The organism is Streptomyces sp. BRA346, from assembly GCF_052851135.1.
The window spans coordinates 547,958-567,587 of the sequence record NZ_JAIWIH010000005.1; the positions used below are offsets into that span (position 1 = coordinate 547,958).

At 70.6% G+C, this 19,630-nt stretch carries 23 protein-coding genes; 14 read left to right on the forward strand and 9 right to left on the reverse strand.

Annotated features, from left to right (window positions below; genetic code table 11):
- The first annotated feature begins 113 nt into the window (after positions 1–113).
- Positions 114–662, forward strand: coding sequence for a hypothetical protein (locus tag LCH29_RS09175; RefSeq protein WP_446461191.1), 549 nt, complete (start codon positions 114–116; stop codon positions 660–662).
- On the opposite strand, the gene LCH29_RS09180 is transcribed toward LCH29_RS09175, so the two are convergent.
- The 3 genes from LCH29_RS09180 to LCH29_RS09190 form a co-directional block, all read right to left on the reverse strand.
- Positions 646–1,803 carry a Cmx/CmrA family chloramphenicol efflux MFS transporter gene (locus LCH29_RS09180; RefSeq protein ID WP_446461192.1) on the reverse strand — a complete coding sequence of 386 codons (1,158 nt, stop codon included), beginning with the start codon at positions 1,801–1,803 and terminating at the stop codon, positions 646–648. The two genes, LCH29_RS09175 and LCH29_RS09180, sit on opposite strands and share 17 nt — an antisense overlap.
- Before the next feature lie 125 nt (positions 1,804–1,928).
- Positions 1,929–2,174, reverse strand: coding sequence for a DUF397 domain-containing protein (locus tag LCH29_RS09185; protein WP_446461193.1), 246 nt, complete (start codon positions 2,172–2,174; stop codon positions 1,929–1,931).
- Entirely contained in the window at positions 2,171–3,004 is an 834-nt protein-coding gene (locus LCH29_RS09190; RefSeq protein WP_446461194.1) for a helix-turn-helix domain-containing protein, read from the reverse strand. Before LCH29_RS09190 ends, LCH29_RS09185 begins: the two co-directional genes overlap by 4 nt.
- A 168-nt stretch (positions 3,005–3,172) precedes the next feature.
- Here LCH29_RS09190 and LCH29_RS09195 point away from each other — a divergent pair, with 168 nt between their 5' ends.
- Entirely contained in the window at positions 3,173–3,622 is a 450-nt protein-coding gene (locus LCH29_RS09195; RefSeq protein WP_446461195.1) for an ATP-binding protein, read from the forward strand.
- Here the strand turns inward: LCH29_RS09195 and LCH29_RS09200 are convergent.
- Entirely contained in the window at positions 3,603–3,842 is a 240-nt protein-coding gene (locus LCH29_RS09200; protein WP_446461196.1) for a hypothetical protein, read from the reverse strand. The genes LCH29_RS09195 and LCH29_RS09200 overlap by 20 nt on opposite strands.
- Positions 3,843–4,262: 420 nt before the next feature.
- Between LCH29_RS09200 and LCH29_RS09205 the strand changes: the two genes are divergently transcribed.
- Positions 4,263–4,466: a NucA/NucB deoxyribonuclease domain-containing protein gene (locus tag LCH29_RS09205; protein WP_446461298.1), complete on the forward strand. Its 204-nt coding sequence runs from the start codon at positions 4,263–4,265 to the stop codon at positions 4,464–4,466.
- 230 nt (positions 4,467–4,696) lie between these two features.
- Positions 4,697–5,434, forward strand: coding sequence for an alpha/beta hydrolase (locus LCH29_RS09210; RefSeq protein WP_446461197.1), 738 nt, complete (start codon positions 4,697–4,699; stop codon positions 5,432–5,434).
- A gap of 112 nt (positions 5,435–5,546) precedes the next feature.
- Here the strand turns inward: LCH29_RS09210 and LCH29_RS09215 are convergent, their stop codons facing one another.
- Complete coding sequence (locus tag LCH29_RS09215; protein ID WP_446461198.1) at positions 5,547–6,089, reverse strand: Uma2 family endonuclease; 543 nt, start codon at positions 6,087–6,089, stop codon at positions 5,547–5,549.
- Positions 6,090–6,228: 139 nt separating this feature from the next.
- Here LCH29_RS09215 and LCH29_RS09220 point away from each other — a divergent pair, with 139 nt between their 5' ends.
- The 3 genes from LCH29_RS09220 (at position 6,229) to LCH29_RS09230 (ending at position 9,894) form a co-directional block, all read left to right on the forward strand.
- Complete coding sequence (locus LCH29_RS09220; RefSeq protein ID WP_446461199.1) at positions 6,229–7,425, forward strand: argininosuccinate synthase; 1,197 nt, start codon at positions 6,229–6,231, stop codon at positions 7,423–7,425.
- A gap of 85 nt (positions 7,426–7,510) precedes the next feature.
- Complete coding sequence (argH, locus tag LCH29_RS09225; protein ID WP_446461200.1) at positions 7,511–8,941, forward strand: argininosuccinate lyase; 1,431 nt, start codon at positions 7,511–7,513, stop codon at positions 8,939–8,941.
- Entirely contained in the window at positions 8,941–9,894 is a 954-nt protein-coding gene (locus LCH29_RS09230) for an aldo/keto reductase (protein WP_446461299.1), read from the forward strand. Before argH ends, LCH29_RS09230 begins: the two co-directional genes overlap by 1 nt.
- A gap of 519 nt (positions 9,895–10,413) precedes the next feature.
- Here LCH29_RS09230 and LCH29_RS09235 read toward each other — a convergent pair.
- Together LCH29_RS09235 and LCH29_RS09240 are read right to left on the reverse strand one after the other, a co-directional pair.
- On the reverse strand, positions 10,414–11,238 hold the full coding sequence (locus LCH29_RS09235) for an alpha/beta fold hydrolase (RefSeq protein WP_446461300.1): 825 nt from the start codon (positions 11,236–11,238) through the stop codon (positions 10,414–10,416).
- A 160-nt stretch (positions 11,239–11,398) separates the two neighbouring features.
- Positions 11,399–12,073, reverse strand: coding sequence for a lysophospholipid acyltransferase family protein (locus LCH29_RS09240; protein WP_446461201.1), 675 nt, complete (start codon positions 12,071–12,073; stop codon positions 11,399–11,401).
- Positions 12,074–12,333: 260 nt separating this feature from the next.
- On the opposite strand from LCH29_RS09240, the gene LCH29_RS09245 reads away from it, so the two are divergent.
- From LCH29_RS09245 to LCH29_RS09255, 3 genes are all read left to right on the forward strand, one after another.
- Positions 12,334–13,491 carry a glycerophosphodiester phosphodiesterase gene (locus LCH29_RS09245; RefSeq protein ID WP_446461202.1) on the forward strand — a complete coding sequence of 386 codons (1,158 nt, stop codon included), beginning with the start codon at positions 12,334–12,336 and terminating at the stop codon, positions 13,489–13,491.
- A 117-nt stretch (positions 13,492–13,608) separates the two neighbouring features.
- Positions 13,609–14,130 carry a sigma-70 family RNA polymerase sigma factor gene (locus tag LCH29_RS09250; RefSeq protein ID WP_446461203.1) on the forward strand — a complete coding sequence of 174 codons (522 nt, stop codon included), beginning with the start codon at positions 13,609–13,611 and terminating at the stop codon, positions 14,128–14,130.
- Positions 14,131–14,247: 117 nt separating this feature from the next.
- Entirely contained in the window at positions 14,248–14,751 is a 504-nt protein-coding gene (locus LCH29_RS09255) for a GNAT family N-acetyltransferase (RefSeq protein ID WP_446461204.1), read from the forward strand.
- Positions 14,752–14,995: 244 nt separating this feature from the next.
- Here the strand turns inward: LCH29_RS09255 and LCH29_RS09260 are convergent, their stop codons facing one another.
- The gene (locus tag LCH29_RS09260) at positions 14,996–15,412 is read right to left on the reverse strand and encodes a hypothetical protein (protein ID WP_446461205.1); all 417 of its coding nucleotides are present in this window, start codon (positions 15,410–15,412) and stop codon (positions 14,996–14,998) included.
- Positions 15,405–15,773, reverse strand: coding sequence for a hypothetical protein (locus LCH29_RS09265; RefSeq protein ID WP_446461206.1), 369 nt, complete (start codon positions 15,771–15,773; stop codon positions 15,405–15,407). The genes LCH29_RS09260 and LCH29_RS09265 overlap by 8 nt, the downstream gene beginning before the upstream one ends.
- Positions 15,774–15,879: 106 nt before the next feature.
- On the opposite strand from LCH29_RS09265, the gene LCH29_RS09270 reads away from it, so the two are divergent.
- The 4 genes from LCH29_RS09270 (at position 15,880) to LCH29_RS09285 (ending at position 19,621) form a co-directional block, all read left to right on the forward strand.
- Positions 15,880–16,524 carry an HAD-IA family hydrolase gene (locus LCH29_RS09270; protein WP_446461207.1) on the forward strand — a complete coding sequence of 215 codons (645 nt, stop codon included), beginning with the start codon at positions 15,880–15,882 and terminating at the stop codon, positions 16,522–16,524.
- A gap of 399 nt (positions 16,525–16,923) precedes the next feature.
- Positions 16,924–17,967 (forward strand): methionine ABC transporter ATP-binding protein, encoded by a 1,044-nt coding sequence (locus LCH29_RS09275; RefSeq protein WP_446461208.1) that lies wholly within the window; start codon positions 16,924–16,926, stop codon positions 17,965–17,967.
- Complete coding sequence (locus LCH29_RS09280; protein WP_446461209.1) at positions 17,964–18,767, forward strand: methionine ABC transporter permease; 804 nt, start codon at positions 17,964–17,966, stop codon at positions 18,765–18,767. The genes LCH29_RS09275 and LCH29_RS09280 overlap by 4 nt, the downstream gene beginning before the upstream one ends.
- Before the next feature lie 26 nt (positions 18,768–18,793).
- Positions 18,794–19,621, forward strand: coding sequence for a MetQ/NlpA family ABC transporter substrate-binding protein (locus LCH29_RS09285; protein ID WP_446461210.1), 828 nt, complete (start codon positions 18,794–18,796; stop codon positions 19,619–19,621).
- Positions 19,622–19,630 lie beyond the last annotated feature (9 nt).

The window sequence follows — 19,630 nt, forward strand, 5'->3', positions numbered from 1 at the left end:
AGGGGTCCTTCAAAGGGCGTTCAGGGGTCCTTCAGGGGGCCCTGCGGGTAGAGAAGGGTGCGGGTTTCGGGATCGTATGATCGCTGACCACGTCATTCTTGGTGAGGAACGTCATGTCGATGCCGCCCCAGCCGCAGGGGAACCCGTACGCCTCCGCGCCGCCCCAGGGGAATCCGTACGCCACACCGCACGCTCCGTACGGTCCGCCGCAGCAGCAGCCCCACTACTGCCGGCACCCGCATCCGGCCGATCACGGCCAGCCGATGGGCGGGGTGCCGCAGGTGCCCGCCTGCCGGGTGTGCTCGTCGTATCCGGCGGCGGAGGTCACCATCCGCAGCCACGTCGGCCTGCTGCTCATGATGCGGTTCAAGAAGTGGGAGGGCCCGTTCTGCCGGACCTGCGGCACGGCGCTGCGCCGCGACGCGACCACCGACACCCTGTGCCAGGGCTGGTGGAGCCCGTTCTCCGCGGTGATCTTCAATCCGTACACGATCATCCACAACCTGGTGGTCCGCGGGAAGCTCAACAAGCTCCCGGAGCCGGGGCCCGCGATGTACGGTGCGCGCCCCGACCCCGGGAAGTCCGTGCTTCAGCGCCCGTTGTCGTACGTGGCGCTGCTGCCCATCCTCTGGTTCCTGTACCTCGTCATCGTGCAGCCGTAGCGGACCGGTCGGCGGGTGCCGCCACGCCCGCCACGACGATGGCCAGCGCCACCAGCAGCGCGCTCACCCAGACCGGCGAGCGGTAGCCCAGCCCCGCGCCCAGCGTGAGCCCGCCGAGAGCGGGACCGACCGCCGCCCCCACATTGAGGGCGGCGGTCGCGAACGCCCCGCCCAGCGCGGGCGCTTCGGCCGCCGCGTACAGCGCCCGCGTGATCAGCGTCGAGCCGACACCGAACGACAGCATCCCCTGTACGAGGACCAGCACGACCGCCACGCCGGGCCGGTCCGCGCCCACCGACAGCAGCAGCCAGCCGACGAGCAGGGCGAGGCCACCCGGCACCAGGACCAGCATCGGCCGCGCGTCGGACCACCGCCCGGCGACGGTCACCCCGGCGAACGACCCGAGCCCGAAGAGCGCCAGCACGGCGGGCACCCAGGACTCGCCGAAGCCGCTCACGTTCGTGACGAGCGGCGACAGAAAGGTGAACGTGCAGAACGTGGCGGCGTTCACCAGCATCCCCAGACCCAGCGTCACCAGCAGCCGGGGGCTGCGCAGCGCGCGCAGCTCACCGCGCGCGCTCGGCACCTCGACCGCTTCGGTACGCGGCACCGACCGCACGATGGCGAACAGGGCCGGTACGGAGACGAGCGCCACCGCCCAGAACGCCGAACGCCACCCCCAGACCTGCCCCAGCAGCGCACCCGCCGGAACCCCGGCGACACACGCGAGCGTGACCCCGCCCAGCAGCGCGGACGTGGCCCGCCCCTTGGAACGGGGCTCGACCATCCCGGTCGCCGCCGCGAGCCCCACGGCCAGGAACCCGGCATTCGCCAGCGCCCCGAGCACCCGGGTGGTCAGCAGCACGGCAAAGCTGGTGGTGACCGCGCCGACGACATGGACGGCCATGAAGGCCGTCAGAAACACCAGCAGCGCGCGACGCTGCGGCCACCGCATGCTGAGGAGCGCCATCAGGGGCGCCCCCACGATCATCCCCACCGCGAACGCCGAGGTCAGCGCGCCCGCGGCGGGGATGGACACGTTCAGATCGCTTGCGATGTCCGGCCCGAGGCCGGACAGCATGAATTCGGATGTGCCTTGGGCGAAGACCGCCAGTCCGAGCACATAGATGGCAAAAGGCATGAAGGCTCCACACACCGACATGAAGACGGAAAGAAATGCGGAGACCGGTAGCCCGGTGATGAAGGCGCCACCGAACGACCGGTGGCTAGAGCCTGGATGCCTCGGGACTGGACATGGCGGTTAGGTTAGCGGTTCGCCGTGTGGGCGACGAACGCGGCCCATGCGGTGGGGGAGAAGGCGAGTTGGGGCCCCTGCTTGTCCTTGGAGTCCCGGACGTGGACGGTGTTCTCCGGGCAGGTGGCGACCTCTACGCAGCTGTCGCCGTCGCCCCCGCTGTACGTGGACTTGTGCCAGGAGAGGGCGACCTCGACGCACTCGCCGCCGTCGCCTCCGCTGTAGCTGCTCTTGAACCAGGCCAGTTCGCTGCTCATAGCGCTCCTCGGATCTGCTTCAGCAGGCTCACGGAGTCCTCAGGGGTGAGAGCCTGTGAGCGCAGTTTCGCATACCGCATCTGGAGCACGCTGACCTCTTTCCGCTCAGAGATCAACTGACCGCTTCGCTGGCCTTCCGAGTAGCCGAACCACTCGTTGTCCGCGGTTTCCAGCAGTTGAATGGAACCGTCCAGCCCCGCGTGATGCTCCTGGACGATCGGCATGAGCTGGATCTCGACGTTGCGAAGCTTCGCGCATTCCAACACGTGGTCGATGAGTTCCCGGGCCGTCTCCACCCCTCCGGTGCACCGTCGGAACAGCACTTCCTCGACGATGAAGCTGAACGCCGTGTTCGGCCTCTCCTTGAGCAGGCGCTGCCGCTCCTTTCGGGCTACGAGCTGGATTTCGATCTGCTCGTCGGCCAACGGAGGGACTCTCTCGCGAAAGACCGCCCGCGCGTACGCCTCGGTCTGCAACAGACCCGGTACAACCCGACACTCGTACGTACAGAGGCTGATCGCCAGCTCCTCCAGCCCGGCCCACTGCCGGAACCACGCCGCCAACCCCGGCTTCCGCACCAGACACTTCGCTGCTGCCCGCAGCACCCCGAACGCATCGAGAACGTCCTCTGCCCGATCCACGTACTCCCGTTGCGGAAATCGCCGCCCCTGTTCGATCGAGGCCTGGGTCTGGACCGAGTACTGGAGCAACGGGGCCAGTTGCTCCTGGGTGTAGCCCGCGCGTTCTCGAAACACCTTGACGATCGCCCCGAACGTCTTGAGGCTGTCCGAGGACTCCGGTTCGTTGTTCATGCCCGCGTTGTCCGCCATCTGCGGCCACCTCCGGTGGTGCCATCCGTACTGAACCTGACTATCGGCCCAACTCGGCCATGGTCACGGTCCGTTATGCGTACAGTCCACCACGCGTACTCGTACAGTGACGCAGCGTACGAGAAGCCGATCTGGTCCGGTCATGCGTCGAGCCGGAACGGTGACGCCATGCCAATCCCAGCGCATCCCCGCACGACTTCTGACCAGTTCACTCATCGCTTCAGCTCCACCCGCCGTGGGGCCAGGCTCGCCCGACTGCTGGTGCTCCAGCAGCTCGACGCATGGGGATTTCCCTACCGCGGCGAGTCGTCCGACCTCATCACCGCGATCGTCGCCGAACTGGCGGCCAACGCCGTCACCCACGGCCGCGTCCCCGGCCGGGACTGTGAGGTCCGGCTGACGCGCACCGCCACCACTCTCCGCGTCGAGGTCGCGGACACCCGTACCGAGGACCGGCCGCCCATCGACGGCACGCCCGTCGCACCGCCGCCCGACTCCGAGACCGGCCGGGGCCTGCTGCTGGTCGCGGGCCTGGCCGCGCGCTGGGGCGTGGCCGAACGGCAGGGGCCGGGCAAGACGGTCTGGGCCGAGATCGACCTCACTTGCGGTCGAACGTGATCGGATAGGACACCGTGGAGCGCGGCACCGGCTTCTTGGTGCTCTTCCCGGTGTCCTTCTTCCCGTCGTCGTTCTGGAAGTGAACGGGATACCGCCCGGTCTGACGCGGGTTGGGCGACTTTCCGTCGCCATCCGTCTCGACATCGCCCCGGCCGTTGATCCACAGGACCCCCACCACGACCACGCCGAGCACGATCATCTGGTTCTTCCGATCCGCCACCGACTCTCCCTCGGTCCGCAGATGAGCCCCCCGCCCGCCAGTCATGGTGACACCACCGCACCGGCGCCGACCAGGGCCATAAGTCGGCTTGTCGACGCAGGACGGTTCGCGTCGCTTGCCTGAGGGCGGCGACGGTCGGCTTGTCGCGATTATTGGGCAGCCAGGCGAGGGCCAGCCGCCACGGTTCGAGGTCGACGACATCCACGTAGGCGACGCCGGAGCGGGGGTAGAGCCAGCGGGTGCTCTCCGGTGGGAGCTGGATCCCCTTCCCCATGGCGATCAGGATCAGCGCGCTCTCGTAGTCGGTCACCGCGTGGGGGCCGTAGCGCACGCCGAGGCCAACCGGCAGACGAAGCCATCCGCGACCGCCAAGATGAGTGGAACGGCCCCGACGACCTGCCGCCCAAGGACGTGCCCGAGATGCAGGCCGACGAGTACCCCTTCGCGACCACCGAAGAGGGGCTGTCCCGGGCCCGTTCCGAAGACGGCATCCTGGACGGCTCCGTGGCCTGGACCCACGGCAATCAGAACGGCACCGCCGGCAACCGGCTCCAGGACTTCTACCGCACCGACCGCATCCTCTTCGGAGGCAACGACGAGTTCTGGGTCAACATCGAACCCTGACGGCCTCGGCCTTCAGGCGAGTGGCTCCGTGGCATCCGGCCATGGAGCCTCCGTAAAAACCGTTGGCGGACCACGGCGGACCGCTGCTACTTTTCCGGAGGCCGTGCGAGAGAACGAGGAGGTGGTACCCGTGAACGTATCGACATGGGTGCTCCCCTCCGGGGTCACGGTCGGGCGATAGGCAGGTCGTCCGGGAGCGCCGTCTCTGCGCACTCCCGAAAGGCACGACCATGCGATTCACTTCCGAACAGCGCCTCGACGACGGCGCCCTCGAGCGCGCATTCACTCTCGGTGAGATCCCCGGCATCCTGTGGACGCCCGGATCCGCATCCGCATCCGCACCGGCGCCGCTGATCCTGCTCGGCCACCCCGGCGGACTGCACACGATGTACCCCCGACTGGTGGCCCGGGCCCGGCACTCCGCGGCGGAGGGCTTCGCCACGGCCACCATCGAACTCCCCGGAAGCGGTGACCGGCCCCGTTCTGCCGCCGCCGAGCAGGCCCGCGCCGACCTGCACCGGGCGCTGAACGCAGGCGAGCCGGTCGGCGAGGACGTCGTGGACCGGCTCGTCCTGCCGCTGGTCGAAACGGCGGTCCCGGAATGGCAGGCCGCCCTGGACGCCCTCCTTGCGCTGCCCGGGATCGGCGGCCCGGTCGGGTACTCGGGGGGAGTGATCTCCATCGGGATCCGGCTGGCGGTGGTCGAACCGCGCATCGCGGCCGCCGTGCTGTTCGCCGGGAGTTTCGTGCCGCGCGCCCTGTTCGAGGAGGCCCGGCAGGTCACCATTCCGCTGCACGTCCTGCTCCAATGGGACGACGAAGGCAACGACCGGCAGCGGGCCCTGGACCTGTTCGACGCCTTCGGCTCCGAGGAGAAGACGCTGAACGCCAATATGGGCGGGCATACCGGCGTCCCGCAGTCCGCGGGTGACGCCGCGGCCCGGTTCTTCACCCGGCATCTGCGGTAGCCCTTACAACCGCCCCGACCGCGCCGGTACCGGCCATCGGGGGGCGGTGCCGGCCGGTCGGGGCGGCGCCGGGCCGCCGGCGCCGCACGGGCCCGGAGGCTGAAGCTCAAGCTCAGCTCTTGCGCTTGAACTTGTCGGTGGGAATGTCCACTGTGCTGCCGTCCATCAAGTGGAGGGTGACAGTCTCGCCGTAGGCGTAGTCGTCCCGGGATGCGTAGGTGTCGCCCTTCGGGCGGGTCAGCAGGGTGCACTGGCCCTGGAATGGATCGATGATCAAGTACGTCGGGATCCCGAACCGGGCGTATTGCCTCAGCTTGATCACGTAGTCGTTGTCGTCGTCCTCGGTGGAGACGATCTCCACTGCGGCCAGCACGTCGTCGTACGAGTACGGCTCCTTGGCCCCGTCCTTGAGGATGGTCACGTCGGGAACGCGGGGCGGCTCGCCGGGGAATTGGATCAGCACGTCGGACAGGAGTCGCTCCTCGGCGATACCCGATGCCTCGGCGGCGTTCTGGACGCGGCGGATGGTCCAGCTCTGGACGTCGCTCTGCGGCGTCATGACGATGTGGCCCCCCACGACCTCGATCTTGAAGCCCTCGAACTGGGCCGCAGCACGCTCAGCCGCCTCCCAGAGGATGTCGTCTTGCACGCTCATGCTGGCTACCTCCCCTGTCGGGCACCTGATAGCGGCATCGTAGCGCCGCCCGCCGACAACCCTCACCTGCCGCGTTGACGAAACATACGGGCCAGTGCATACTTATGCCAGTCAGTGCATGGACCGTAAGGAGAAACCCGTGACCGAGCGCGTCGTACTCGCCTACTCGGGCGGCCTGGACACCTCCGTCGCCATCGGCTGGATCGCCGAGGAGACGGGCGCCGAGGTCATCGCCGTTGCCGTGGACGTCGGCCAGGGCGGTGAGGACCTGGACGTCATCCGTAAGCGCGCGCTCGCCTGCGGGGCGGTCGAGGCGGAGGTCGCGGACGCCAAGGACGAGTTCGCCGACGAGTACTGCCTCCCGGCGATCAAGGCGAACGCCCTGTACATGGACCGCTACCCGCTGGTCTCGGCGCTCTCCCGGCCCACCATCGTCAAGCACCTCGTCGCCGCCGCCCGGAAGCACGGCGCCACGACCGTCGCCCACGGCTGCACCGGCAAGGGCAACGATCAGGTGCGGTTCGAGGCGGGCATCTCCTCCCTCGCGCCCGACCTGAAGTGCATCGCCCCGGTCCGGGACTACGCGATGACGCGGGACAAGGCCATCGCCTTCTGCGAGGCGAAGAGCCTGCCGATCGCGACCACCAAGAAGTCCCCGTACTCGATCGACCAGAACGTCTTCGGGCGGGCCGTCGAGACCGGCTTCCTGGAGGACATCTGGAACGCGCCGATCGAGGACGTGTACGAGTACACCTCGAACCCGGCCACCCAGCGGGACGCCGACGAGGTCATCATCACCTTCAAGGCGGGCGTCCCGGTGGCCATCGACGGCCAGCCCGTGACCGTCCTCCAGGCCATCCAGCAGCTCAACGAGCGGGCCGGGGCGCAGGGCATCGGGCGGATCGACATGGTCGAGGACCGGCTGGTCGGCATCAAGTCCCGGGAGATCTACGAGGCCCCCGGCGCCATCGCGCTGATCACCGCCCACCAGGAGCTGGAGAACGTCACCGTCGAGCGCGAGCTGGCCCGCTACAAGCGGCAGGTCGAGCAGCGGTGGAGCGAGCTGGTCTACGACGGTCTGTGGTTCTCGCCGCTCAAGCGGGCCCTGGACGGCTTCGTCACCGAGGCCAACGAGCACGTCTCCGGCGAGATCCGGATGACCCTCCACGGCGGCCGGGCCGTCGTCACCGGCCGGAAGTCGGAGCAGTCGCTGTACGACTTCAACCTGGCGACCTACGACACGGGCGACACCTTCGACCAGTCGCTGTCCAAGGGCTTCATCGAGCTGTTCGGGATGTCCAGCAAGATCGCCGCGAAGCGGGACCTTCAGCAGTAACCTGCGTAGCAGACGTAACCCACACCGCCTTCCCGCCGCCCGGCGGGGAGGCGGTCGCACACCCACAGCCTTGAGGAGCAACAGCGTGAGCAACGGCAACAGCGGCGACGTCCGGCTCTGGGGCGGCCGCTTCGCCGACGGGCCCGCGGAGGCACTGGAGAAGCTCAGCGCCTCGGTGCACTTCGACTGGCGCCTGGCGCCGTACGACATCGCCGGTTCCCGTGCCCACGCCCGGGTGCTCCACGCGGCCGACCTGCTGACCGCCGACGAGCTGGAGCGGATGCTGGAAGGGCTCGACCGGCTGGAGGCCGACGTCGCCTCCGGCGACTTCACCGGCACCATCGCCGACGAGGACGTGCACACCGCGCTGGAGCGCGGGCTGCTGGAGCGGCTCGGCCCCGACCTCGGCGGCAAGCTGCGCGCCGGGCGGTCCCGGAACGACCAGATCGCCACCCTCTTCCGGATGTACCTGCGCGACCACGCCCGGATCATCGGCGGTCTGATCGCCGACCTCCAGGAGGCCCTGGTCGGGCTCGCCGAGGCCCACCCGGACGTCGCGATGCCCGGCCGCACCCACCTCCAGCACGCCCAGCCGGTGCTCTTCGCCCACCACGTCCTCGCCCACGTCCAGGCGATGTCGCGGAACGCGGAGCGGCTGCGGCAGTGGGACGAGCGGACGGCCGTCTCGCCGTACGGATCGGGCGCCCTCGCCGGGTCCTCGCTGGGCCTGGACCCGCAGGCCGTCGCCGCCGACCTGGGCTTCGAGCACGGTTCGGCCGCCAACTCGCTCGACGGCACGGCCGCCCGCGACTTCGCCGCCGAGTTCGGCTTCATCACCGCGATGATCGGCATCGACCTGTCGCGGATCGCCGAGGAGATCATCATCTGGAACACGAAGGAGTTCTCCTTCGTGACCCTCCACGACGCGTTCTCGACGGGTTCGTCGATCATGCCGCAGAAGAAGAACCCGGACATCGCCGAGCTGGCCCGTGGCAAGTCCGGCCGCCTCATCGGCAACCTCACCGGGCTGCTGGCCACGCTGAAGGCCCTGCCGCTCGCGTACAACCGCGACCTCCAGGAGGACAAGGAGCCGGTCTTCGACTCCTGCGACCAGCTGGAGACCCTGCTCCCCGCCTTCACCGGCATGATGGCGACGCTGACCGTCAACCGGGAGCGGATGGAGGAGCTGGCACCCGCCGGGTTCTCGCTGGCCACCGACATCGCCGAGTGGCTCGTCCGGCAGGGCGTGCCGTTCCGGGTGGCGCACGAGGTCGCGGGCGCGTGCGTCAAGGAGTGCGAGCTGACCGGGATCGAGCTGGACCAGCTCACGGACGAGCAGTTCGCGAAGATCTCCCCGCATCTGACGCCCGAGGTGCGCAGCGTGCTGAACGTGCCGGGCGCGCTGGCCTCGCGCAGCGGGCGGGGTGGCACCGCGCCGTCGGCCGTGGCCGCGCAGGTGGCCGAGGTCAAGACGGACCTCGCCGCGCAGCGGGCGTGGGCGGACGCGAAGCGCTGATGTCCGCCTCCCTCGCCACTGCTGCCGCCGCCACGCCGGTGTCCCGGATCGGGCTCGGCCTGGCCGCGGTCGGCCGCCCCGGCTACATCAACCTCGGCCGGGACCGTGACCTCCCGGCCGACCGCACCGTCGAGGCGATGCGGCGCCGCTCGCACGAGCTGCTGGACGCCGCGTACGCGGCGGGGGTGCGCTACCTGGACGCGGCCCGCTCCTACGGGCTTGCCGAGGAGTTCCTCGCCGACTGGCTGCGTGCCCGGCCGGAGACGGCCGGGGATGTGGTGATCGGCAGCAAGTGGGGCTACACGTATGTGGCCGATTGGCGCATGGACGCCGACGCGCACGAGGTCAAGGACCACAGCGTCGCGACGTACGACCGCCAGCGCGAGGAGACCCACGCCCTCTTGGGCGACCACCTAGCCCTCTACCAGATCCACTCGGTAACGCCTGACAGCCCTGCCCTCACCGACCCCGCCCTCCACGCCCGGCTGGCCCGGCTCGCGGCGGAGGGTGTCACGGTCGGCATCTCCACCAGCGGGCCCGCGCAGGGCGACGCGATTCGCGCCGCGCTGGAGGTGGAGGCCGATGGGGAGCCGCTGTTCCGTACGGTCCAGAGCACGTACAACCTGCTGGAGCCGTCGGCCGGGCCCGCGCTGGCGGAGGCGCATGCGGCGGGGCGGGCCGTGATCGTCAAGGAGGCCATGGCGAATGGCCGCCTGGCCGGGGGCGGGGCGCTCCGGCATGCCGCCGAGGAGTTGGGCACCACGCCGGATGCCATCGCCCTGGCGGCGGTCCTACGACACCCCTGGGTGACCGTGGCCCTGTCGGGCGCGGCGACGGTGGCGCAGCTGCGGTCGAACCTGACCGCGGCGGGTCTCCACCTTCCGGACCTGGAAGACCTGGCGGAGCCCCCAGAGACATACTGGCGAACGCGCTCGACCCTCCCCTGGTCCTGACCGGGGCTAAGTCCCCCACCCCGCCCCTCCCCGAAACCGGGGCCCCGCCCCGGCCCCCGCTCCTCAATCGCCGGAGGGGCTGGGTTGTGGGGCCGTCCGCCCCGGCCCCCATGGCGGGGGCTCCGCCCCTGCACCCCCGCCGGGGCTCCGCCCCAGGCCCCCGCTCCTCAATCGCCGGAGGGGCTGGATGTGTAACCCGGTTGTGGGCAATCGTTCCGCAGGGCGGAACGGGTGGGCACAACCCGGCTGCCGGGCCGCGCTCGGCGACGAAGCCTCGGGGGCAGTGCCCCGGTCCGTACCCGGCCGCCGGGCCGCGCCCGGCGACGAAACCTCGGGGGCAGCGCCCCGGCCCGTACCCGGCCGCCGGGCCGCGCTCGGCGACGAAACCTCGGGGGCAGCGCCCCGGCCTGCACGCGGCCACCGGCCCGCGCCCGGGTTTGGGGCGGAGCCCCAGCGGGGGCCGGGGCGGAGCCCCGGTTCGGGAAGGGGCGGGGTGGGGAACAGGCCCCCGGCCAAGCGCTACGCGTCGTCCGCCGCCGGCAGCGACCCCAGGAAACGGCCCACCGCCCACGCGTACTCCTTCGGCGCGTCATCGTGGATCCAATGCCCGCACCCCGCGAACTCCCGCAACGTGGTGCGCGGCCGCCGCCGCGCCATCTCGCGCGCATGCCCCGGCGGCAGCAGCGAGGAATGCTCGCCGTGCATCAGCAGGGCAGGGCAGGCCGACCCGAGCCATTCGGACCAGAAGTCGCCCCGCATGGCCTCCTGCGAGGCCATCATGTGGGCGGGTTCGAACAGCAGCCGCCATCCACCGGTCGCCCGATCCGGCTCCGCGCTGTCGAGGAAGTACGACGCGTCGTGGATGCCGCGGGACTCGATCTGGGCGCGCAGGGCCTCCCGGTCGGCGGCCCAGGTCGGCCAGCCGGAGACGTCGAGCACGGGGTGGGCGACCACCGGACGGTCCGTCACGGCGCCGATGTCCTCGATGACGAGGGCGCTCACCAGCTCGGGGTGGCGCGCGGCGAGGGCGTACGCGGCGACCGCGCCCGTGGAGTGGGCGACGATCGGCACCGGTCCGTGACCCAGTTCGTCCAGCAGGGCGGCGGCGTCGGCGACGTACTCGTCAAGGGTGAACGGCCCGCCGCCCCCGGTCAGCCCGTGTCCCCGCTGGTCGAGCGCTATCACCCGGTACGCGGAGCCCAGGGCGGCGGCCAGGGGCGCGTACATGCGGCCGCGGCCGAAGTGCCCGTGGAGGGCGAGGACCGGGGTACCCGGTCCGCCGAAGTCGGTGAGGGCGAACCGGCGACCGCGGAGGGACACGAAGTCGGGGGAAGGCACGGTCATTGTCGTCACCCGCGGCACGGTAGTGGTCGTTCCCGGCGCGAGACCAGTGCATCGGGGCGCCCTACCGACGGTGATAGGCCAGTGACCGAAACGACGTGAAGAAGGGCGGAAGCTGACACTTCGTTGTCGGCTTCCGCTCGCTTCCGGCTCGTCGCCCGCCTCAGGCCGCTGCCTTCGCCTTCGTGGCGTACATGTCCACGTACTCCTGCCCGGACAGCCGCATGACCTCGCTCATGACCTCGTCGGTCACCGCCCGCAGCACGTACCGGTCGCGGTCCATGCCCTCGTAGCGGGTGAACTCCAGCGGCTCACCGAAGCGCACCGCCACCCGCCCGGGCCGCGGCAGCCCCTTGCCGCCCGGCTGGAGCCGGTCGGTGCCGATCATCGCGAATGGCACCACCGGCGCGCCGGTCATCAGGGTGAGCCGGGCGATGCCGGTGCGGCCGCGGTAGAGGCGGCCGTCGGGGGAGCGGGTGCCCTCGGGGTAGATGCCGAAGATCTTGCCCTCCTCCAGCACCCGGCGGCCGGTCATCAGCGCGGCGACGCCGCCGTGCCCGCCGTCCCGGTCGACGGGGATCATGCCGACGCCGGTGAAGAACCAGGCCATCAGCCGCCCCTTGAGACCCTTGCCGGTCACGTACTCGTCCTTGCCGATGAAGAAGACCTGGCGGTCACAGACGAGTGGCAGGATCACCGAGTCGATGAAGGTGAGGTGGTTCCCGGCGAGGATCACCGGACCGGAGCCGGGAATGCGCTCCGCGCCCTCGACCCGTGGACGGAACATCAGGCGCATCAGCGGACCGAGTACTGCCTTCAGGAACACGAAACGGGACAACGGGCCCTCCGGTCGGGGTCAAGGTCGGGGGCGCTCGCCGTACGGACCGTCAACCCAGGTCCGTACAACAACGCCGATGAGGACGATACTCGCCGGTCATGTCGCCGCGCACACCGGGTTCACCCACCTGATACGCAGTGTTGACACCCGTTTCCCACGCGTTTCGTCGCAGGACTCCCGTAAGAAAGGCACACCCACCTACCATCAGCCCGTCCTCTGACAGGAATTGACGGTGCTGGACACCAGAGCGAGGAGTGCTCATGGAGCGCGAACAGCGCGAGCAACAGCCCGGGCGGCGCGCCCTTCTGGGGGCCGCGGCCCTCGGTGCGGGAGCGATGGCCCTGGGCGGCGCGGGCACGGCCACCGCCGCGGAGGCGGGCGCCACGGGGAAGCCCGGGCCCGTGCGCGGGCTGCCGGTGCCGACCGTGATCGGCCACCGCGGCGCGTCGGGCTACCGCCCCGAGCACACGCTCGGCTCGTACCAGCTCGCGCTGGACATGGGCGCGGACATCGTCGAGCAGGACCTCGTCCCCACCAAGGACGGGCATCTGGTGTGCCGTCACGAGAACGACATCACGGCCACCACGGACGTCTCGGCCCATCCGGAGTTCGCCGACCGCAAGACCACCAAAACGGTCGACGGCACCAAGCTGACCGGCTGGTTCACCGAGGACTTCACGCTGGCCGAGCTGAAGACCCTGCGCGCCAAGGAGCGCATCCCCGGCACCCGCCAGCGCAACACGCTCTACGACGGCCGCTGGGAGGTGCCCACCTTCGAAGAGGTGCTCCAGTGGGCCGAGCGCGAGGGCCGCAAGCGGGGCCGGAAGGTCTGGCTGTACGTCGAGACCAAGCACCCCACCTACTTCCGCAAGCTCGGACTCGGCCTGGAGGAGCGGGTCGCCAAGCTGCTCCGCCGTTACGGACGCCACACGAAGGACGCGGCGCTCTTCCTCCAGTCGTTCGAGCCGAGCAGCATCCAGCGGCTGCGCAAGCTGGTCGACACCCCGTCGGTCGTGCTGCTGTCCACCATGACCAGCCGCCCGTGGGACTTCGTCGAGGCGAACGACCCGCGGACCGTCGCGGACCTCGTCAAGCCCGAGGGCCTGAAGTGGATCGCGAGCTACGCCCAGGGCATCGGCCCCGACCTGTCGGTGATCATCCCGCGCACGCCCGACGGCAAGCTCGGCACCCCGACCAGCGTGGTCAAGGACGCACACGCGGCCGGGCTGATCCTGCACCCGTACACCATGCGCAATGAGAACACGTTCCTGCCCGCCGACTTCCAGCGCGGCACCGACGCCAACGCGTACGGGGACGCCTTCGGCGCCTTCAAGGCGTACTTCGACACCGGCATCGACGGGATCTTCTCCGACAACCCGGACACCGCGCTCCTCGCCGCTGCGGACTTCCGTAAGTGAGTAAGGGCTCCGGCGGGCCGCGCCGTGCGCGTCAAGGCGCGGCCCGCCGCCACCCCGGTCGGGTGAGAGGCCCGGGGCCCGGCAACCACCCGCCGAGCGCGTCACGTCCCGCCCGGCATGGACCTTGTGGAGCAACTGCGTCCGCTGCTCGCCGCCGAGGCGGCGGCCGAGGCGTACGGCGCGGGGGTCGAGCCCGCCGAGCTGGAGCAGGCCGTCTGGCTACGGCTGCTGGAGCGCACCCGGGACAGCGGCCCGCCGCCCCAGCCCGCGCGCTGGCTGCGCCGCGCGGTCCGCGCCGAGGTGCGCGGGGCCCGGCGCCGGGCGCGCCGCGAGGTCCCGTACGACCCGGTGGGCGACGGCCCGCCGAGCGGTCCCGAACCCCGCCCCGCCGAGCACGCCGCGCTCACCGCCGAGGCCGGGCGGGCGCTGCGGGCCGCGGTGCGCAAGCTGCCCGGCCGCTGCCCGAGGCTGCTCGGGACGATGCTGTCCCGGTCCGATCTGACATATCGCGAGATCGCGCGCGAGTTGGGTATCTCACAGGGCAGTCTGGGCCCGGTACGTTCCCGATGTCTGGGTTGCCTGCGCAGAATGCTCACGGCGGAGGTTGCGGCTCCTGAACCGTGGGGAAAGGAGCGTTAGACAATCGGCGCCCGGGAGGCGGCCACCACCCTGTGGCGTCTCCCAACCAGGCAATCAACCCCGGTCGCCCCTACCCTCAGGCGGCCGGTGGACCGAGAAAAGGGGAGGCATGCGCACATGGGCATGAGCGTGACCATCTCCGCGGCGACCGCGGACGACGCCGAGCAGATCCTCAAGCTCCAGTACCTGTGTTACCAGGGTGAGGCCGAGCTCTACGGGGACTACTCCATCGAGCCGCTGACGCAGACGCTCGACGACCTGCGCGCCGAACTGGGCGAGGGCTGTGTGCTGGTGGCCCGGCTCGGCGAGGAGGTCGTCGGCTCGGTCCGGGGCGCCGTCGACGACAAGGGCACGGCCGCCATCGGCAAGCTCATCGTCCACCCGCGGATGCAGCGGCACGGCCTCGGCGGGCGGCTGCTCGCGGCGATCGAGGCCCAGCTCGCGGAGGAGCGCGCCGCCAAGCGCTACCGGCTGGCCACCGGCCACCGCAGCGACGGCAACCTCCGGCTGTACCGCAAGTACGGGTACGCCCAGGTCGGCACCGAAGAGGTCAACCGCCGCCTGAGCGTGGTCACCCTGGAGAAGGACGCCTCCATGTCGGCCTTCGCCGCCAGCGCGTAGCGCCTTCGGCGGCGAGCGGCTGGGGGCGGGCTCTGCCCCCTGGCCGCTCGCTGCCGGGTGCGGGCCGGTGGCCGGGTTGTGCCCACCCGTTCCTCCCCCAGCTACCGCTGGGAGGTGCCCCCTCCGCGGAACAGTTGCCCACAACCTTCCAGCCCCTCCGGCGTTTGAGGAGCGGGGTCCGGGGCGGAGCCTCCCACGCGGCGGAGCCGCATATCGATACTGCGGGAAGGGGCGGGGTGGAGAACTACCCCTCGCGGCGGGAACGGCGGAGCCACATGAGGCCCGTCACCGGCAGGAAGATCGGGATGAACAGGTAGCCCATCCCGTAGTCCGACCACACCGTCTGGTCGGGGAAGGCCGAGGGGTCGACGAGGGTCCAGGTGCCGACCGTCAGCACACCCAGCAGCTCCGCCCCGCAACACACCATCGCCGCCTTGCGCGCACCCTCCCCGCCCCGCACCAGCGAGACCGTGATGAAGGCGTACACCACGGCCGACACCGCCGAGAGGATGTAGGCCAGCGGCGCCTCGTCGTACTGGGCGATCAGCTGGTAGATCGAGCGCGACGCCGCGGCCACCGTGAACACCCCGTAGAGCATCACCAGCAGTCGCCCGGGCCCCTGCCCGAGCCCCGTACGCCCACGTTCGGCTGACTCAGCCACCCACGCCTCCCCAGATGTCGTACAGCCGTACCTCCAGCACGGCCAGCACCACGGCCGCCGCCGCGACCGTCGCCGAGCCCCAGCGGGTCCGCTCCGCCAGCGACATGAACGCGGCGATCGGCACGGCCAGCGCCGAGCCGATCAGATACGCGATGAAGATCGCCACGCCCTGCTCGGGGTCGTCGCCCTGCGCCAGCCGCACGATCCCGATGACCAGCTGGACGATCGCCAGCAGGGACACCACGGCCATGCCGATGAAGTGCCAGTCCTTGGTGGGCTGGTCGCGGTAGGCGGCGAAACCGCACCACGCGGCGAGCGCGAGGGCGGTCGCGCCGAGCACGGCGGTCAGCACGTCGATCAACGGGACCTCCGCGCGGTGCGGTCCCGCACACAGGGGGTGACAACCATGGGACGACTGTAATCGGCCCGAATGACCGCGTTGCGATCGGCCCCGTACGCTGCGCCCCATGAAGATCACCGCTGACGCGCTGCTGTTCGACAACGACGGAACCCTCGTCTCCTCCATGGAATCCGTGGTCCGCTGCTGGACCCGCTGGGCCGAGGAGTACGGCGTGACGGAGGAGTTCGCCCGGGTCGAGCTGCACGGCCGCCCGGCGGCCGACATCATCGGCGATCTGCTCCCGGCCGAGCGCGTCGCGGAGGCCCGCCGGCGCATCGACGAGCTGGAGGTCGAGGACGTCCCGGGCGGGGTGCGGCTGCTGCCCGGCACCCTCGATCTGCTGGCCGGGCTGCCGCGGGAGCGCTGGGCCGTGGTGACCTCCGCGGGCCGGGCGCTGGCCGAGGCCCGCCTCGCCGAGGCCGGGATACGCCCCGGACTGCTGATCACCGCGGACGACATCACCCGCGGCAAGCCGGACCCCGAGCCGTTCCTGCTGGCCGCCGGGAAGCTGGGTGCCGACCCGGCCCGCTGCGTGGTCTTCGAGGACGCCCCGGCCGGGCTCGCCGCCGCCCGGGCCGCCGGGATGCGGACCGTGGCGTTGACCACAACGACCAGCCGGGAGGAGCTGGACGCCGACGTCGTGGTGGCGGACCTGTCGGCCGTGTCGGCACGGGCCGTCGACGGGGGAGTGGAGATCGTCGCGGGGGAGTGACCCCCGAACGGAAACGACCCCCTATTGTCCACAGATTGGTCTTCTCTGTCCGTCATGCGGACAGGTTTGATCGGCCCGTCAGGGTCTCTGGTTTACTGACGGCCATGACCACGACGAGCTGCCGCACCCCTGCGACCGAGGCGATGAAGACGCCCGGTGCTCGTTGTCGGTGTCGAATGTGTGACCGCTGAGGGCCCCCGCCTGAGCCTCGCGCCCCGAAGCGCGACCCGCTGAGCCATGTCCGCGCGCCCGCGTGCGGACCGGCCTGCCCCGCGCGTCACCGGATCCCGAGCCGCGCCCACACACGCGCACGCCCTCGGCCCGCCCACGCCGCTTCCGTAAGGAATGAACCGTGCCCGGCGGCACAACCGCCCTGCACTCAACAGTGACGGAAACCCTGTGATCACCACTACGGACCTGACAAAGGTCTACCGCTCACGAGGCCGCGAGGTCACCGCCCTCGACGGCGTCGATCTGCATGTCCGCGAGGGTGAGGTGTACGGCGTCGTCGGTCAGAGCGGCGCCGGGAAGTCCACCCTCATCCGCTGCGTCAACCTCCTGGAGCGCCCCACCTCCGGCACGGTCACCGTGGCCGGCCAGGACCTGACCGCGCTCGCGGGGCGGGGCACGCGTGCCGGTTCCGCGCTGCGCCAGGCGCGCAGCCGTATCGGCATGGTCTTCCAGCACTTCAACCTGCTCTCCTCGCGCACGGTGCGCGACAACGTCGAGCTGCCGCTGGAGATCCTCGGCGCCTCCGGCAAGGAGCGCACCCGCAAGGCCCTGGAGCTGCTGGACCTGGTCGGCCTCGCCGACAAGGCCAAGGCGTACCCCGCGCAGCTCTCCGGCGGCCAGAAGCAGCGCGTCGGCATTGCCCGCGCGCTCGCGGGCGACCCGAAGGTGCTGCTGTCCGACGAGGCGACCTCCGCGCTCGACCCCGAGACCACCCGCTCGATCCTCCAGCTGCTGCGCGACCTCAACCGGCAGCTGGGCCTGACCGTGCTGCTGATCACGCACGAGATGGACGTCGTGAAGACCATCTGCGACTCGGCCGCGCTGATGAGCGACGGTCGGGTCGTGGAGTCCGGCAAGGTCACCGACCTGCTGGCCACCCCCGGCTCCCAGCTGGCCCAGGAGCTGTTCCCGGTCGGCGGGGTGCCGTCGGCCGAGGACCGCACGGTCGTGGACGTGACGTTCCAGGGCGAGGCCGCGGCGAAGCCGGTGATCTCCCAGCTGTCGCGCACGTACAACATCGACATATCGATCCTCGGTGCCGCGATGGACACCGTCAGCGGCAACCAGGTCGGCCGGATGCGCATCGAGCTGCCCGGCCCGTTCGAGGAGAACGTCGTGCCGATCGGCTTCCTGCGGGAGCAGGGCCTCCAGGTCGACGTGGCCGATGTGGACGCGTCGCAGACCGCCGTGCTCAAGGAGGGCGCCAAGTGACCTGGTCCGAGATGCAGCCCCTGTTGCAGCAGGCCTGTCTGGAGACGCTCTGGATGGTCGGCTGGTCGGCGGCCATCGCGATCCTCGGCGGGCTGCCGCTCGGTGTGCTGCTGGTGCTCACCGACCGGGGCGGCGTGCTGCCGAACGTGGTCGTGAACAAGGCCGTCGGCCAGATCGTCAACATCGCGCGCTCGATGCCGTTCATCATCCTCATGGTCGCGCTGATCTCCTTCACCCGCGCGATCGTGGGCACCACCATCGGCCCCGCGGCCGCGATCGTGCCGCTCGCGATCGGCGCCATCCCCTTCTATGCCCGCCTCGTGGAGACCTCGGTGCGCGAGGTCGACGGCGGGCTGGTGGAGGCCGTGCAGTCGATGGGCGGCTCCACCTGGACCGTCGTACGCAAGGTCCTGCTGCCCGAGTCGCTGCCGTCGCTGATCTCCAGTGCGACCACGACGATCGTCGCGCTCATCGGCTACTCGGCGATGGCCGGAACGGTCGGCGCGGGCGGCCTGGGCGACCTCGCCGTCCGGTACGGCTACCAGCGGTTCGAGACCGAGCTGATGTGGATCACCGTGGCCATCCTCGCGGTGGTCATCTCCGTCATCCAGTTCGCCGGTGACCTCGCGGCCCGCGCGCTCTCCCACCGCAGCCCCGCCTCGGCCGCGCCCCGGCTGGTGCTGCTGCGCTCCCGGAAGCCCCGGAACGGTGAGACCGCCGGGACCCCGGCAGCCGACCCGGCCGATGATGCCGGGACCGCCGAACAGGGCGAGCCCGCCCCGCTGACCAAGACTCCCTGACGACCCATCCCCGAAAGGCACTTTTCGTGCGTAACAGCCTCAAGACCACCACCGCCCTGTTGGCCGCCGCCGCGCTCGCCGCCGGTGCCGCCGCCTGCTCCCCGCCCAGCAAGGGCGGCACGGACAAGAACGGCCCGCTGCTCGTCGGCGCGAACCCCGTCCCGCACGCCGAGATACTCAACTACGTCAAGGACCATCTGGCGAAGAAGGAGGGGCTCAAGCTGGAGGTGAAGGAGTTCACCGACTACAACTCCCTGAACCCCGCCACCCAGGACGGCTCGGTGGACGCCAACTACTTCCAGAACAAGCCGTTCCTCGACGACTACAAGAAGAAGCGCGGCGGCGACATCGTGCCCGTGGTCACCGTGCACCTGGAGCCGCTCGGTCTCTTCTCGCACAAGGCCAAGAAGGTCGACGACCTCGAGAAGGGCGCCACCGTCGCCGTGCCCAACGACGCGGTGAACGAGGCCCGGGCGCTCCAGCTGCTGGACACCCACGGCGTCATCGAGCTGAAGAAGGGCGCCGGGACCGAGGCCACGCCCAAGGACATCGCCGACAACCCCAAGGGCCTGAAGTTCAAGGAGCTGGAGGCGCCCCAGCTGCCGCGGTCCCTGGACGATGTGGACGCCGCTGTCATCAACGGCAATTACGCCATCCAGGCCAAGCTCAACCCCGCCAAGGAAGCGCTGATCCTGGAGTCCCCGGACAACAGCCCCTACGGCAACTTCCTCGCCGTGAAGAAGGGCAACGAGGACGACCCGCGGGTCAAGAAGCTCGCCAAGCTCCTCACCTCCCCGCAGGTGAAGAAGTTCATCAAGGACAAGTACGACGGATCCGTCCTCGCGTCGTTCTGACCCCTACCA